Source organism: Xanthomonas citri pv. mangiferaeindicae (assembly GCA_002240395.1).
GTDB lineage: Bacteria > Pseudomonadota > Gammaproteobacteria > Xanthomonadales > Xanthomonadaceae > Luteimonas > Luteimonas citri_A.
This window is the reverse complement of sequence record CP016836.1, coordinates 3,794,798-3,808,630: the sequence shown is the minus strand read 5'-3', so window position 1 is coordinate 3,808,630 and position 13,833 is coordinate 3,794,798. Positions and strand designations below refer to the sequence as shown.

Sequence of the window (13,833 nt, the reverse complement as noted above, 5' to 3'; positions counted from 1 at the left end):
ATCAGGGCTTTGAATGCCGTGCGCGCTCGATCCGCCGCAGGAACACCATCATCTCTTTGGACGACTGGACGTCTCCGCGGCGCGATGCGGCGTCGAGTCCGGCGCGCCAGGCCGCTTCGGCATCCGCGTCGCGTCCCAGCGTCAGCAACGCTTTGCCGAGCAGTTTCCACGCGGCCGAGTAGTCCGGATCGTGTTGGGTGGTGGCGGCCAGATGGGTCGCGGCCGAGGCCGGGTCGCCTGCCTGCAGGCAGGCGTTGCCCAGCCCGAAGCGCAGCAGCGCGTCATCGCGCCCGGCATCGAGCAGGGCCTGCAGTCGTTCGCGCATGGATTCCCCGGATCTGGAAGGCCGACGCGGGATCTTCGCGGATCGGCTGGCGAGGGCGGTGGAACGCTGCAATCCAGTCGACGACAGCGCGGACCGCCTGGTAGGACCACTGCGACACGCACGTCGGCGAGCGCTTGCACCGTCGCTGTACGGCCTCGCTGTCCCGGTTGACTTCAGGTCGGAAAGGCGTAATGTGATAGCACGCTATTACATTGATACGTCCCGACGTCCGTGAAGCAACGCCCCGAACCCCTGCCTGACCACGAAGCCAGCGCCTCACTGCAGGCGCTGGCCCGCGCATTTGCGGCGTTGAAGACCGCCGACGAGGTCGCGCGGTTCCTCGACGACCTGTGCACGCCGGCCGAGCTCGAGGCCCTGGTCGACCGTTGGCGGGTCGTGCCGCTGCTGCAGCAGGGCGTGCCGTATCGCGAGATCCACGAGCGCACCGGCGTCAGCGTGACCACCGTCGGCCGCGTCGCGCGCACGCTCGACCGCGGCGCCGGCGGCTATGCGATCGCCGCGCGCCGTGTGGCGCGAACTGCGTCCACCGATTCCCACTGAGGTTCCCCCATGAGTCCTGTCACCGGCGGCGCCGCGCGCGACCGCCTGCGTATCGCGATCCAGAAATCCGGCCGGCTCAGCGAGCCTGCCCGCGGGCTGCTCGCGTCGTGCGGTCTGTCGTGGCGCGAGAGCCGCGACAAGTTGTTCTGCTACGGCGAGACGCTGCCGGTCGACCTGTTGCTGGTCCGCGACGATGACATCCCGGGGCTGCTCGCCGACGGCGTCTGCGATTACGGCATCGTCGGCCGCAATGTGCTCGACGAGGTCGCGGCCGATCGCGCATTGCGTGGCCTGCCGCAGGTCTCCAAGGCGGTCCGTGCGCTCGGCTTCGGCGGCTGCCGGCTCGACATCGCGATTCCCGAGTCGCAGGACTGGTCGGGGCCGGCGCAGTTGCAGGGCAGCCGCATCGCGACCAGCTACCCCGGCCTGCTGCAGCAATGGCTCGACGCGCAGGGGGTGCAGGCGAGCATCGTCACGCTGTCGGGCTCGGTCGAGATCGCACCGCGACTGGGCCAGGCCGACGTGATCTGCGACCTGGTGTCCAGCGGCGCGACACTGACCGCCAACCAGCTCAAGCCCGCGGTCACGCTGATGACCAGCGAGGCGGTGCTGGCCGGCCCGGTGCAGCCGTTCTCCGATGTGCGCGGCGATCTCGCCGCCCTGCTGCTGCGCCGGCTCGATGGCGTGATGCGGCTGCGCGACAGCCGCCTGCTGATGTTCCAGTCGCGCCGCGACGGCGTCGATGCCTTGCTCAAGCTGCTGCCCGACGCCGAACCGCCCACGGTGCTGCAGGTCGACGGCCGCGAGACGGTCGCGTTGCAGGTGCTGTGCCATGGCGAGCTGACCTGGCCGCGGCTCGAGGCGCTCAAGCAGGCCGGTGCGGCTGGATTGATGGTGCTGCCGGTGGAGCGGATGCTGGCATGAACGCAACCGATGCTTTCTCGCTGGACGGCGCGATCCCGGCGATCGTCGACTGGGCGGCCACGGACGCCGCGGCCCAGGCCGAACTGCTGCGTCGCCCCACGCAGACCGTCGCGGCGCAGACGCGGGCGGCTGTCGCCGACGTGCTCGACGAGGTGCGGACACGTGGCGACGCCGCACTGCGCGCTTTGACCGAGCGCTTCGACCGCGTCGCGCTGGACGATTTCGAGGTCGGGGCCGACGAATTCGCCGCGGCCGAGGCAGAGGTCTCGCCCCGCCTGCGCGAGGCGATGGCCAACGCCGCCGCACGAATCGAACGCTTCCATGCCGCGGGCAGGGTCGCCGGCTATGCGGTCCAGACCGCCGATGGCGTGGAGTGCGCGCGGATCGTGCGGCCGATTCCGCGGGTGGGGCTGTATGTGCCGGCGGGCACCGCGCCGCTGCCATCGACCGCGTTGATGCTCGGCGTGCCGGCGCGCCTGGCCGGCTGCCGCGAGGTCGTTTTGTGCACGCCGCCGCGTCCCGACGGCAGCGCCGATCCGGCGGTGCTGGTCGCCGCTCGGCTGACCGGCGTGCACCGGGTGTTCAAGCTCGGCGGCGCGCAGGCGATCGCCGCGATGGCCTTCGGCACGACCTCGGTGCCGGCCTGCGACAAGCTGTTCGGGCCGGGCAATGCGTTCGTCACCGAAGCCAAGCAACAGGCGGCGCAGTCGGGCACGGTTGCAATCGACATGCCGGCCGGCCCGTCGGAGGTGCTGGTGATCGCCGATGCGGGCGCCGACGCGGCGTTCATTGCCGCCGACCTGCTGTCGCAGGCCGAACACGGACCCGACTCGCAGGTGCTGCTGCTGTGCGACGACGAGGCGCTGCTGCGTCGCGTGCGCGTCGAGCTGGCGGCCCAACTGGAAGCACTGCCGCGCGCCGACATCGCGCGCCGGGCGCTGGCGCGCTCGCGGTTGCTGCAGGTGCCGACGCTGGACGTCGCATTCGACATCAGCAACCGCTATGCGCCCGAGCACCTGATCCTGGCGCTGCGCGCGCCGCGCGACTGGCTCGACCGGGTCGAGGTCGCCGGCTCGGTGTTCCTCGGCGACTGGACGCCCGAAGCGCTGGGCGATTACTGCAGCGGCACCAACCACGTGCTGCCGACCGGCGGCGCCGCCCGCGCCTGGAGCGGCGTTGGCGTGTCGAGCTTCCAGACCCTGGTCAGCGTGCAATCGGCCGACGCCGCGGGCATTCGTGCGATCGGGCCCGACGCGGTGACGCTGGCGCGTGCCGAGGGCCTGGACGCGCATGCCAATGCGGTCGCGTTGCGGCTGGCGAGGGCGGGCGCATGAGCACGGTGCTCGATCTGGTGCGCGACGACCTGCGCGCCTTCGCAGGTTACGCCTCGGCGCGGACCCAGGCGCTCGAGGGCGAGGTCTGGCTCAATGCCAACGAGGCGCCGTGGGCCAATCCCGGCGATGCCGACGGCCAGTGCCGCCGCTATCCGGCACCGCAACCGCCGGCGCTGCAGGCAAGACTCGCCGCGCTGTACGGCGTGGACGCGTCGCGGCTGCTGATCGGCCGCGGCAGCGACGAGGCGATCGACCTGCTGGTGCGTGCGTTGTGCGTGCCCGGGCGCGATGCGGTGCTCGCCACGCCGCCGGTGTTCGGCATGTACGCGGTCAGCGCCCGGTTGCAGGGCGCGCCGTTCGTCGAGGTGCCGTTGCGCGATGGCGCCGAGGGCTTCGTGCTCGATGTCGACGCGGTGCGCGAGACCGCGCTCGCGCGTGGGGCGCGCTTGGTGTTCCTGTGCTCGCCGTCGAACCCGACCGGCGGCCTGGTGCCGCTGGCCGATGTCGCGGCGCTGGCCACTGCGCTCGACGGACGCGCGGTCGTCGTCGTCGACGAGGCCTACGTGGAGTTCGCCGACGCGCCGTCGGCGACCACGAGGCTCGACGCCCACGCCAACCTGGTGGTGCTGCGGACATTATCGAAGGCGCATGGCCTGGCCGCGGCGCGGATCGGCGTGGCGATCGGCGACCCGGCGTTGATCGCGGTGCTGCGGCGCTGCCAGGCGCCGTATCCGGTGCCCACGCCCTGCGCCGAGCTGGCGCTGGCCGGGCTCGCCGATGCGGCGCTCGCGCAGACCCGCGCGCGCGTGGCACAGACAATCGCCGAGCGCGATGCCCTGGCCGCCGCGCTGGCCGCGACGCCGGGCGTGCGCCGGGTGTATCCGTCGGCCGGCAACTTCCTGCTGGTGCGCTTCGCCGATGCGTCGCGCGCGTTCGCGGCGCTGCTGGCCGCCGGCATCGTCGTGCGCGACCAGCGCGCCGCGCCCGGCCTCGACGACGCGCTGCGCATCACAGTCGGCACACCGGCGCAGAACGCGCGTGTGGTGCAGGCGCTGCAAGCGCTGGAGGTGGCAGCATGAGCGGCACCAAGATTCTGTTCGTCGATCGCGACGGCACCCTGATCGAGGAGCCGGCCGACTACCAGATCGACGCCTACGAAAAGCTGCGCTTCGTGCCTGGCGTGATTCCGGCGCTGCTGCGGTTGCGCGATGCGGGCTTCGAGTTCGTCATCGTCAGCAACCAGGACGGCCTGGGCACCGAAGCCTATCCGCGCGCCAGTTTCGACGGTCCGAACGACCTGATGCTGCAGATCTTCGAGAGCCAGGGCATCGTGTTCCGCGAGGTGCTGATCGACTGCAGTTGGCCGGCCGACAATGCGCCCACGCGCAAGCCGGGCCTGGGGCTGGTGATGCACTACCTGCGCGACCGCGGCATCGATCTCGACGCCTCGGCGATGGTCGGCGACCGCGACACCGATCTGCAGTTCGCCGACAACCTGGGCATCCGCGGTTTCAAGCTGCGCACGCCGCAGTTCGGCGGCGACTGGGACTGGCCCGGCATCGCGCACGCGCTGAGCGATGCGCCGCGCCAGGCGCGTATCGTGCGCAACACCCGCGAAACGCGTATCCGGGTCGAGCTCGACCTCGATGCCGTGCGTGATGCGCACGTTGCGACCGGGTTGCCGTTCTTCGATCACATGCTCGACCAGATCGGCAAGCACGGCGGCATCGCGCTGACGGTGCAGGCCGAGGGCGACCTGGAGATCGACGAGCACCACACGGTCGAGGATGTCGGCATCGCGCTCGGCCAGGCGCTGCGCGCGGCGCTCGGCGACAAGCGCGGCATCGCCCGCTACGGGTTCACGCTGCCGATGGACGAGACCCTCGCCAGTGCCGCGCTCGACTTCGGCGGCCGGCCGTACCTGGTGTTCGACGGCACGTTCCGGCGCGAGCGCGTCGGCGACCTGCCGACTGAACTGGTCGAACACTTCTTCCGCTCGGTCTGCGACGCGGCGGCATTGAACCTGCACCTCAAGGTCGAGGGCGACAACGACCACCACAAGGTCGAAGCCTGCTTCAAAGCCTTCGCCCGTGCGCTGGGCCAGGCGGTGCGCCGTGATGGGGACGCGCTGCCCAGCACCAAGGGGGTGTTGTGATGCGTGTGGTGATCGTCGATGCCGGCGGCGCCAACACCGGCTCGGTGCGCTACGCGTTCGAGCGCCTGGGTGTGACCGCTGCGTTGGTCACCGATGCCGAGGCGATCCGCAGCGCCGACCGCGTGATCCTGCCCGGGGTCGGTACCGCGGCGCAGGTCATGGCGCGGCTGCGCGCGCTCGATCTGGTCGAGGTCCTGCGCACGCTGGAGCGGCCGCTGCTGGGTATTTGCGTGGGTATGCAGCTGCTGTTCGAGCGCTCGCAAGAAGGCGATGTCGAGGGGCTGGGCCTGCTACCCGGCACCGTCGCCCGGCTGCACGGCGGGCCCGGAATCCGGGTGCCGCACATGGGCTGGAACCGGCTGCAGCCCAAGGCCGACAGCGCGCTGCGTACCGGCATCGACGACGATGCGCAGGCCTTCTTCGTACACAGCTATGCGGCGCCGGTGACCGATGACTGCATCCTCTCCTGCGACCACGGCCAGCCGTTCGCCGCTGCCGTGCAGCGGGGCCTGGTCGCCGGTGCGCAGTTCCATCCCGAGCGCTCGGCCGCGGTCGGCGCGCAGCTGCTGCGCAACTTCCTGTCCCCATCGTTCGTTGCTGGAGTCCGCGCATGAGCGGTTTCACCGTCTATCCCGCCATCGACATCCGCGACGGTCGCGTGGTCCGGCTGGCGCAGGGCGACTACGCGCGCGAGACGCGCTACAGCGACGATCCACTGGCCCAGATCCAGGCCTACGCCGACGCGGGCGCGACGTGGCTGCACCTGGTCGATCTCGACGCCGCACGTGCGGGCGGCTTCACCCTCGCACCCTTGCTGGCGCGCATCCGTGTGGCCACCGGCCTGCAGGTGCAGACCGGCGGCGGCGTGCGCAGCGCCGACGACGTCGCGCGGATCCTCGATGCCGGCGCCGCCCGCGTGGTCATCGGTTCGCTCGCGGTGCGCGATGCCGATGCGGTGGTAGGCTGGATCGAGCGCTTCGGTGCCGAGCGCATCACCGTGGCGCTCGACACGCGGCAGGATGCCAGCGGGGTCTGGCGTCTGCCGGTGCACGGCTGGACGCAGACCGCCGAGGCCACCCTCGACGCTTTGGCGGTGCGCTATGCGCAGGCCGGGCTGCGCCACCTGCTCAGCACCGACATCGCCCGCGACGGCATGTTGTCGGGGTCCAACAGCGCGTTGTACGCCCACCTGCGCGTGCTGGCGCCGGCGCTGCAGGTGCAGGCGTCGGGCGGCGTGCGCGCGCTCGAGGACATCGTCGCGGCGCGTGCGCAGGGCTGCGCCGGCATCGTGCTCGGCCGTGCGCTGCTCGAAGGCCGCTTCGCACTGCAGGACGCACTGGCATGCTGAGCCGGCGGATCATTCCATGCCTGGATGTGCGCGAGGGCCGCGTGGTCAAAGGCGTGCGCTTCCGCGATCACGTCGACATGGGCGACATCGCCGAACTGGCGCTGCGCTATCGCGATGCCGGCGCCGACGAACTGGTGTTCTACGATATTTCTGCCAGTCCCCAGGGACGTTCGGTCGATCGTGGCTGGGTCGAGCGGGTGTCGCGGCTGATCGATATCCCATTCTGCGTCGCCGGTGGCATCCGCGACGTCGCCACCGCGCGTGCGGTGCTGCATGCTGGCGCCGACAAGATCTCGATCAACACCCCGGCGCTCGAGCGTCCGGCACTGATCGCCGAACTGGCCGACGCGTTCGGCGTGCAATGCGTGGTCGTGGGCATCGATTCCATCCGCGAGGCCGATGGGCAATGGCGGGTGCGCAGCCACACTGGCGATCCGGACCGCACCCGTGCGCTGGCGGTGCGCACGCTGGACTGGATCGTCGAAGCGCAACGGCTGGGCGCCGGCGAGATCGTGCTCAACTGCATGGACAACGACGGTGTGCGCCGCGGCTACGACATCGCGCAGCTGCGGCAGGCGCGCGCGCTGTGCGAAGTGCCGCTGATTGCCTCAGGCGGAGCGGGGGAGACCACCCACTTCGTGGATGCGTTTCTTCAGGCCGACGTCGACGGCGCGCTGGCTGCCAGTGTGTTCCACAGTGGCCGCATCGCGATTCCCGAACTCAAGCGCGAGCTGCGCGCGGCCGGCGTGGCGGTGCGCGATGTCTGACCGCCGCGACCAGGGCGCGCAGTCCGCCCATCCCCCTGCGCCACAGGACGATGCGATGACCGATCTGCCTTTCGAGCCGGCAACCCTGGATTGGCACAAGGGCGATGGCCTGTTGCCGGCGATCGTCCAGGACGCCGACACGTTGCGCGTGCTGATGCTCGGCTACATGGATCGCGATGCGCTCGATGCCACGCGCCGGCTGGGCAAGGTCACGTTCTTCAGCCGCAGCAAGGGACGGCTGTGGACCAAGGGCGAGCAGTCGGGCCACGTGCTCGACCTGGTTGCGATCGACGTCGACTGCGACGCCGACACGCTGCTGGTGCTGGCCCGGCCGCAGGGGCCGACCTGCCACCTGCAGCGGCCCAGCTGTTTCCCGTCCGCCCCGGGCGGTGTGCTGGCCGACCTCGATGCGCTCGTCGCCCAGCGCGCACGCGAGCGACCGGACGGCAGTTACACGACGCGGCTGTTCGATGGCGGCATCCGCCGCATCGCGCAGAAGGTCGGCGAGGAGGGCGTGGAGACCGCGCTGGCAGCCGTTGCGCAGGGCGACGACGACCTGGTGGGCGAGAGCGCCGACCTGCTGTACCACCTGCTGGTGCTGCTGCGCGCGCGCGGACTGTCGCTACGCGATGTCGAGCGCGTGCTGATGGCGCGGGGCGGCTAGCGCCGGCGCGCCCGCTTACCGATATGTCGTGCGCCGCCAGCGTCCAGCAAGGGCGGCGCGGCGACGGCTGACTCACACCGGGTCGCGGATCACCAGCAGCCGGTCCTCGCACATGTCGCGGATCGCATAGCGCACGCCTTCGCGGCCGATGCCCGAGTCCTTGATGCCGCCATAGGGCATGTTGTCGACCCGGAAGCTCGGCACATCCCCAACGATCACGCCGCCGGCCTCGATCCGGTCCCAGGCGCGCATCGCGTGGGCGAGGTTGCCGGTGAACACACCGGCCTGCAGGCCGAAATCGCTGTCGTTCACGCGGGCGATCGCCTCGTCGAAACTGTCCACTGGTTCGAGCAAGGCGACCGGGCCGAACACTTCCTTGCGCTGCAGGTCGGCATCGCGCGGCACTTTTTCCAGCAGCGTGGCCGGGATCAGATTGCCCTCGCGCTTGCCGCCGGCGATGACCTTGGCGCCGCCCTTGCGCGCGGCCTCGATCCACGATTGGATGCGGTCGGCCGCGTCGGCGTCGATCACCGGGCCAATGAACGTGGCCTCGTCGCGCGGGTCGCCCATGCGCAGTGCGCCGACGGCCTTCTTGAGTTTGCGCCGCAGCGCGTCGTGGATCGTGCGGTGCGCATAGATGCGCTGGACACCGATGCAGCTCTGCCCGGACTGGTAGTAGGCGCCGAACACCAGCCGCTCGACCACGTGGTCCAGGCTCGCGCCCGGGTCCTCGTCGACGATGCAGGCGGCGTTGCCGCCCAGCTCCAGCACGACCTTCTTCTTGCCCGCGCGCGCCTTGAGGTCCCAGCCCACCAGGCCGCCGGTGAAGCTCAGCAGCGCGATGCGTGCGTCCTCGGTCAGCGCGGCGGCGTCCTCGTTGCTGCAGGGGATCACCGAGAACGCGCCCTTGGGCAGGTCGGTCTCGGCCAGGATCTCGCCGATGATCAGCGCGCCGACCGGGGTCTTGGCTGCGGGCTTGAGCACGAACGGGCAGCCGGCGGCGATCGCCGGCGCGACCTTGTGCGCGACCAGGTTCAACGGGAAGTTGAACGGCGTGATGAAGCTGCACACGCCCACCGGCACCCGCTTGACCATGCCGCGATAGCCGCGGGTGCGCGGCGAGATCTGCAGCTCGACGACCTCGCCGTCGAGCCGGGTCGCCTCGCCGGCGGCGATGCGGAAGGTGTCGATCAGGCGCGTCACTTCGCCGCGTGCGTCCTTGATCGGCTTGCCGGCCTCGATGCACAGCGCCAGGGCGAGCTCCTCGGCGCGTTCCTCGAACCGGCGCACGCAGTGCTCGAGCACATCGCGGCGCTGGTCGGGCGCAAAGGCGGCCATCGTCTCGCGGGCCTTGTGCGCGGCGACGATCGCTTTGCGAATCGCGGTAGCATCGCCCATCGCCACGCGCGTGGCGACGGCGCCGCTGTACTTGTCGCGGACCTCGAGATCGGCGTTGGCGGCGACCGCGACATTGGCGAGGTAGTAGGGATAGCGGCGGGCGAGCCCGTCGCTCTTGGGGGCGGTCTTGTGCTTGGCCATTGGGCGCTCCGGAGTCGAAGGCGGAAGGACGCGGCGCCGATCAGTCGATCGCGGCGCTGCGCGCGGGAATCTCGGTGTTGAGCAGGGTGTCGTCGTCGCGATAGTCGATCGCCAGATCGATCAGATCCACGCCCGGCGTGTCCAGCGCGGTGCGCAGGGCATGCGCGAAGGCGGCGGCGCTATCGGGGCGGTGGCCGCGCGCGCCGTAGCTCTGGGCGTAATGCACGAAGTCAGGATTGCCGTAGTCCATGCCGTACACCGGATAGTCCTCGTGCTGCTGCTTCCACTTGATCATGCCGTAGGCATCGTCGCGCAGCACGATGACCACCAGGTCGAGTGCCAGGCGCACCGCGGTCTCGAGCTCCTGCGAGTTCATCATGAAACCGCCGTCGCCGCAGACTGCGATGATCTTCCGGTCGCCGTGCACCAACCTGGCCGCGATCGCGGAGGGCAGGCCGGCGCCCATGGTCGCCAGTGCGTTGTCCAGCAGCAGGGTGTTGGGCGCGCGGCAACGGTCGTTGCGCGCAAACCACAGCTTGTACAGGCCGTTGTCGAGGCAGACGATGTCGCGCGGGTCAATCGCATCACGCAGCGTCTTGACCAAGTGCGGCACGTGCAGGGGGAAACGATCGTCGGCGGCGAGTTCGGCGATGTTCCGGCACAGCGCGGTCCGCACGCGATCGAAGAACGTGGAGTCCCAGTGCGACTGCGGCGCATCCAGTGCCTCGGCGAGCTGCCAGACGGTATTGGCGATGTCGCCGATGACCTCGATCTGCGGGAAGTACACCTGATCGACGACGGCGCTTGCATAGTTGACGTGAATCACCGTGCGCCGGCCGCGGTGCATGAAGAACGGCGGTTTCTCGATGACATCGTGGCCGATGTTGACGATGCAGTCGGCAGCATCGATCGCGCGGTGCACGAAATCGTGATCCGACAGCGCGGCCGTGCCGAGCCACAGCGGATGCGTCTCGTCCAGCACGCCCTTGCCCATCTGGGTGCTGAAGAACGGGATGCCGAGCCGGTCCACGAAGGCCCGCAGCATCTTGGCGGTGGTCTTGCGGTTGGCACCGGCGCCGATCATCAGCAGCGGATGCCGGGCATTGCGAATCGCCTGCGCGGCATGCGCGATCGCCTTGTGCTCGGCGAGCGGACGGCGCGTATAGGGGGCGGGCAACAGGCGCGCATCGGTGTCGTCGCCGGCGATGTCCTGCGGCAGTTCGAGATGGGTGGCGCCGGGACGTTCCTCGATCGCACGCTGGAACGCGTCGCGCACGCGCGCGGGGATGGCGTCGGCGGAGACCAGTTGATGGGTCGACTTGGTCAGTGGCCGCATCATGTCGACCACGTCGACGATCTGGAAATGCCCCTGCTTGCTGGTTCTGATCGGCTTCTGGCCGGTGATCATCAACATCGGCATCGCGCCCAACTGAGCGTAAGCAGCCGGCGTGACGAGGTTGGTTGCGCCGGGGCCCAGCGTCGACAGGCAGACGCCGGCCTGCCCGGTCAGCCGCCCCCAGGTGGCGGCCATGAAGCCTGCGGCCTGCTCGTGGCGGGTGAGCACCAGCTCGATGGACGAGGCGCGCAGCGATTCGAGCAGGTCGAGGTTCTCCTCGCCCGGAATGCCGAAGACATGAGTCACGCCTTCGGCTTCCAGCGCCGAGACGAACAGGTCGGAGGCCTTGGTCATCGGTCCGTATGCTCCAGCGACAGATCGCCGGTCATCGTGCCAGCCCCGGCGTGATCGCCGGGCGAGGGCAGGGCCGTGCTACTGCACCTCGACTCGCAGCGTGCCATCGCCGACGCGTGCATCGAGCCGATCCCCGGGCGCGGCGTCGGCGGTGCTGCGCACGATGCGGCCGTCGTCGCGCTGCAGGATGCTGTAGCCGCGGGCGATCGTGGCCAGCGGGCTCACCGCCTCGAGCGAGCGCACCAGCCCGCGCAGATGCAGCGCGTCGCGCTGCAGCCGTCGTGCCACCGCGGCCTGCGGCCGCGTCTGCAGCGCATCCAGGCGCTGGTGCAACTGGGCGAGCCGGCGCTGCGGCGAGGCGGCACGCAGCACCGCGCCGGCATGCTGGAGCCGCGCCTGACGCTGCTGCAACTGCTGCCGCTGGGCGGCCTGCAGCCGGCGCAGCGCCGCGTCCTGCCGCTGGCGCAAGACCTCGAGCCGCGCCTGCGGGCGGGTGGCCTGCAGGCGCAGCGCCGCGCGGTCGAGCCGTTGGGCGCAGGCCTGCAGCGTGCGCAGTTGCACGGCATCGACCTGGCGCTGCAGCTGGCGCACCCGTCCGAGCAAGTCGCTGCGATCGGGCGTCAGCAACTCGGCCGCGGCCGACGGGGTCGGCGCGCGCAGGTCGGCGGCGAAGTCGGTCAGGCTGAAGTCGGTCTCATGGCCGACCGCCGAGACCACCGGCACCGGCGAGGCCGCCACTGCGCGCGCCAGTGCCTCGTCGTTGAATGCCCACAGGTCCTCGAGCGAACCGCCGCCGCGGGTCAGCAGCAGCACGTCGTAACGTCCGCTCTCGCCCGCGCGCTGCAGCGTGCGCAGCAACTGCGCCGGCGCCTCGACGCCCTGGACCAGCGTCGGCAGCACCTCGACGTCGAGCAGCGGAAACCGGCGCGCCAGCACGCTGAGCACGTCGCGCACCGCCGCGCCCGACGGCGAGGTGATCACGCCCAGCCGCCGCGGAAACGCCGGCAGCGGGCGCTTGCGCTCGGCCTCGAACAGGCCTTCGGCCTGCAGGCGGGCCTTGAGCGCATCGAACGCCCGCCGCAACGCGCCTTCGCCGGCTTCTTCGAGCGCGTCGAGGATCAACTGGTAGTCGCCGCGCGCCTCGTACAGCGTCACCCGGCCGCGCGCACGCACCAGCATGCCGTCGCGCGGCACGAAGCGCAGCCACTGGCTCTTCTGCCGGAACAGCGCGCAGCGCACCTGGGCGCGCGCGTCCTTGAGTGTGAAGTACATATGGCCCGACGCCGGGCGTGAGACGTTGCACAACTCGCCCTCGACCATGACCTGGGGGAAGCTGTCCTCCAGCAGCCCCCGGGCGAGGGTGTTGAGCTGGCTGGGGGTCAGGACGTCGCGTGCGGAATCGTGCATGCGCACAAGGATACCGGCATGCGGTGGGCAGGGCTGCGACACCCGGTCGCAGACGCGGCGCGCGCAGCCGGCGATAATGGCCGGCCAGGCGCCGCAGGCGTCGCAGCGGAGTACTCGGATGCGCCATCCCCGTTTCGGTCTTCTTGCCGCCGGCCTGACCGCCCTGGCCCTGGCCGCCTGCCAGCCGGCGTCGCCGGAAAGCCCCGCGCCGGCCGCTGGGGCCGCCGCCCAGGTTTCGGTCTCGGACGCGTGGATCCGCGAAACGCCGCCCAACGCGGCCGTGGCCGGTGGCTATCTGACGTTGCGCAGCGCCGGCGACGATCGGCTGGTGTCGGTGGACAGCGCCGCAGCCGCTGCGGTGGAGATCCACGAGATGCGCCACGACGGCGGCATGATGCGCATGCGCGAACTGCCCGACGGCGTTGCGCTGCCGGCTGGCAGCGAGGTCGAACTGCGCCCCGGCGGCTACCACCTGATGTTCATCGACCCGGTCGAGCCGTTGCGCGCGGGCGCCACGGTCGAGGCGACGCTGCATTTCGAACATGCGCCTGCACAGCAGGTCCAGTTCGACGTCCGCCCCCTGGCCGGCGATGCCGCGGCCGAGGGCCATAGCGGGCACTGACGCCACGGGCCCGCGTCTTGCCGACGTGATCGCGTCGGTGTGGCCTGCGTCGCGCGATGCTGGTCGCCGGTGCTCGAACATGCTCAGCGCGATGCCGGGCCAACGGTGCGCGAAGACGCCCCCACCCGCCGCGCGTCGCGCGTCGACCTCCCCGCAAGCGGGGGAGGGAACGCAGGGGCTGCACTGCCTTTCTCCTTCCCCGCATGCAGGAAAGGGGCGCACAGCCGCCGTGCGCGGTGCGGACCTGCGTCGTACCCCAGTCGAACGCGGCGCTGCCTTTCTCCTCCCCCGCATGAGGGGAGGGAACGCAGGGGCTGCACTGCCTTTCTCCCTCCCCCGCATGCGGGGGAGGGTTGGGGTGGGGGCAGACGCTCGCGGTGAGTCTTGGTCACGGCACGCAAACGCGTGACCTGCTCGCGCTGCGATGGCGTACGAAGCGGTCGCGCTCTCGCGCAGTCGGGAGGATGCGGGCAATCGCAGTGCGACAAGACTGCCAC

General features: G+C 70.8%; 14 protein-coding genes. 10 read left to right on the top strand and 4 right to left on the bottom strand.

Translation table 11 applies throughout. The annotated features are described in order from the left end of the window. Position 1 precedes the first annotated feature (1 nt). Positions 2 to 325: a hypothetical protein gene (locus BEN78_16635; GenBank protein ID ASR44753.1), complete on the bottom strand. Its 324-nt coding sequence runs from the start codon at positions 323 to 325 to the stop codon at positions 2 to 4. A gap of 231 nt (positions 326 to 556) precedes the next feature. Here BEN78_16635 and BEN78_16630 point away from each other — a divergent pair, with 231 nt between their 5' ends. Genes BEN78_16630 through BEN78_16590 form a run of 9 tightly spaced genes read left to right on the top strand, consistent with a single transcriptional unit; the run spans position 557 to position 8,078 of the window. After that, positions 557 to 886, top strand: coding sequence for a DNA-binding transcriptional regulator (locus tag BEN78_16630; GenBank protein ASR44752.1), 330 nt, complete (start codon positions 557 to 559; stop codon positions 884 to 886). Positions 887 to 895: 9 nt separating this feature from the next. After that, entirely contained in the window at positions 896 to 1,810 is a 915-nt protein-coding gene (locus tag BEN78_16625; GenBank protein ID ASR44751.1) for an ATP phosphoribosyltransferase, read from the top strand. After that, the gene (locus BEN78_16620; protein ID ASR44750.1) at positions 1,807 to 3,144 is read left to right on the top strand and encodes a histidinol dehydrogenase; all 1,338 of its coding nucleotides are present in this window, start codon (positions 1,807 to 1,809) and stop codon (positions 3,142 to 3,144) included. Before BEN78_16625 ends, BEN78_16620 begins: the two co-directional genes overlap by 4 nt. Continuing rightward, on the top strand, positions 3,141 to 4,223 hold the full coding sequence (locus BEN78_16615; GenBank protein ID ASR44749.1) for a histidinol-phosphate transaminase: 1,083 nt from the start codon (positions 3,141 to 3,143) through the stop codon (positions 4,221 to 4,223). Before BEN78_16620 ends, BEN78_16615 begins: the two co-directional genes overlap by 4 nt. Further along, positions 4,220 to 5,299: a bifunctional imidazole glycerol-phosphate dehydratase/histidinol phosphatase gene (locus BEN78_16610; protein ASR44748.1), complete on the top strand. Its 1,080-nt coding sequence runs from the start codon at positions 4,220 to 4,222 to the stop codon at positions 5,297 to 5,299. Before BEN78_16615 ends, BEN78_16610 begins: the two co-directional genes overlap by 4 nt. Next, the gene (locus tag BEN78_16605) at positions 5,299 to 5,913 is read left to right on the top strand and encodes an imidazole glycerol phosphate synthase, glutamine amidotransferase subunit (protein ID ASR44747.1); all 615 of its coding nucleotides are present in this window, start codon (positions 5,299 to 5,301) and stop codon (positions 5,911 to 5,913) included. Before BEN78_16610 ends, BEN78_16605 begins: the two co-directional genes overlap by 1 nt. After that, positions 5,910 to 6,647 carry a 1-(5-phosphoribosyl)-5-[(5-phosphoribosylamino)methylideneamino]imidazole-4-carboxamide isomerase gene (locus tag BEN78_16600; GenBank protein ASR44746.1) on the top strand — a complete coding sequence of 246 codons (738 nt, stop codon included), beginning with the start codon at positions 5,910 to 5,912 and terminating at the stop codon, positions 6,645 to 6,647. Before BEN78_16605 ends, BEN78_16600 begins: the two co-directional genes overlap by 4 nt. Further along, entirely contained in the window at positions 6,641 to 7,414 is a 774-nt protein-coding gene (locus tag BEN78_16595) for an imidazole glycerol phosphate synthase subunit HisF (GenBank protein ASR44745.1), read from the top strand. Before BEN78_16600 ends, BEN78_16595 begins: the two co-directional genes overlap by 7 nt. A 55-nt stretch (positions 7,415 to 7,469) precedes the next feature. After that, positions 7,470 to 8,078 carry a bifunctional phosphoribosyl-AMP cyclohydrolase/phosphoribosyl-ATP diphosphatase gene (locus BEN78_16590; protein ID ASR44744.1) on the top strand — a complete coding sequence of 203 codons (609 nt, stop codon included), beginning with the start codon at positions 7,470 to 7,472 and terminating at the stop codon, positions 8,076 to 8,078. A gap of 72 nt (positions 8,079 to 8,150) precedes the next feature. On the opposite strand, the gene BEN78_16585 is transcribed toward BEN78_16590, so the two are convergent. The 3 genes from BEN78_16585 to BEN78_16575 all read right to left on the bottom strand — a co-directional run bounded on the left by BEN78_16585 (position 8,151) and on the right by BEN78_16575 (position 12,714). After that, complete coding sequence (locus tag BEN78_16585; protein ASR44743.1) at positions 8,151 to 9,617, bottom strand: aldehyde dehydrogenase; 1,467 nt, start codon at positions 9,615 to 9,617, stop codon at positions 8,151 to 8,153. A gap of 40 nt (positions 9,618 to 9,657) precedes the next feature. Then, positions 9,658 to 11,307: an acetolactate synthase gene (locus tag BEN78_16580; protein ASR44742.1), complete on the bottom strand. Its 1,650-nt coding sequence runs from the start codon at positions 11,305 to 11,307 to the stop codon at positions 9,658 to 9,660. A gap of 78 nt (positions 11,308 to 11,385) precedes the next feature. After that, positions 11,386 to 12,714, bottom strand: a complete 1,329-nt coding sequence (locus BEN78_16575) for an exodeoxyribonuclease VII large subunit (protein ASR44741.1) — start codon at positions 12,712 to 12,714, stop codon at positions 11,386 to 11,388. A 76-nt stretch (positions 12,715 to 12,790) separates the two neighbouring features. Here BEN78_16575 and BEN78_16570 point away from each other — a divergent pair, with 76 nt between their 5' ends. After that, positions 12,791 to 13,336: a hypothetical protein gene (locus tag BEN78_16570; GenBank protein ASR44740.1), complete on the top strand. Its 546-nt coding sequence runs from the start codon at positions 12,791 to 12,793 to the stop codon at positions 13,334 to 13,336. The last annotated feature ends 497 nt before the right edge of the window (positions 13,337 to 13,833 follow it).

What these genes read in the sequence shown, in the direction of transcription:
- BEN78_16570 (ASR44740.1), top strand. Translation starts at nt 12,791, where the DNA reads ATGGCCGGCCAGGCGCCGCAGGCGTCGCAGCGGAGTACTCGGATGCGC.
- BEN78_16580 (ASR44742.1), bottom strand. Translation starts at nt 11,307, where the DNA reads ATGACCAAGGCCTCCGACCTGTTCGTCTCGGCGCTGGAAGCCGAAGGC.
- BEN78_16625 (ASR44751.1), top strand. Translation starts at nt 896, where the DNA reads ATGAGTCCTGTCACCGGCGGCGCCGCGCGCGACCGCCTGCGTATCGCG.
- BEN78_16635 (ASR44753.1), bottom strand. Translation starts at nt 325, where the DNA reads ATGCGCGAACGACTGCAGGCCCTGCTCGATGCCGGGCGCGATGACGCG.
- BEN78_16610 (ASR44748.1), top strand. Translation starts at nt 4,220, where the DNA reads ATGAGCGGCACCAAGATTCTGTTCGTCGATCGCGACGGCACCCTGATC.
- BEN78_16605 (ASR44747.1), top strand. Translation starts at nt 5,299, where the DNA reads ATGCGTGTGGTGATCGTCGATGCCGGCGGCGCCAACACCGGCTCGGTG.
- BEN78_16600 (ASR44746.1), top strand. Translation starts at nt 5,910, where the DNA reads ATGAGCGGTTTCACCGTCTATCCCGCCATCGACATCCGCGACGGTCGC.
- BEN78_16620 (ASR44750.1), top strand. Translation starts at nt 1,807, where the DNA reads ATGAACGCAACCGATGCTTTCTCGCTGGACGGCGCGATCCCGGCGATC.
- BEN78_16615 (ASR44749.1), top strand. Translation starts at nt 3,141, where the DNA reads ATGAGCACGGTGCTCGATCTGGTGCGCGACGACCTGCGCGCCTTCGCA.
- BEN78_16585 (ASR44743.1), bottom strand. Translation starts at nt 9,617, where the DNA reads ATGGCCAAGCACAAGACCGCCCCCAAGAGCGACGGGCTCGCCCGCCGC.
- BEN78_16575 (ASR44741.1), bottom strand. Translation starts at nt 12,714, where the DNA reads ATGCACGATTCCGCACGCGACGTCCTGACCCCCAGCCAGCTCAACACC.
- BEN78_16595 (ASR44745.1), top strand. Translation starts at nt 6,641, where the DNA reads ATGCTGAGCCGGCGGATCATTCCATGCCTGGATGTGCGCGAGGGCCGC.
- BEN78_16590 (ASR44744.1), top strand. Translation starts at nt 7,470, where the DNA reads ATGACCGATCTGCCTTTCGAGCCGGCAACCCTGGATTGGCACAAGGGC.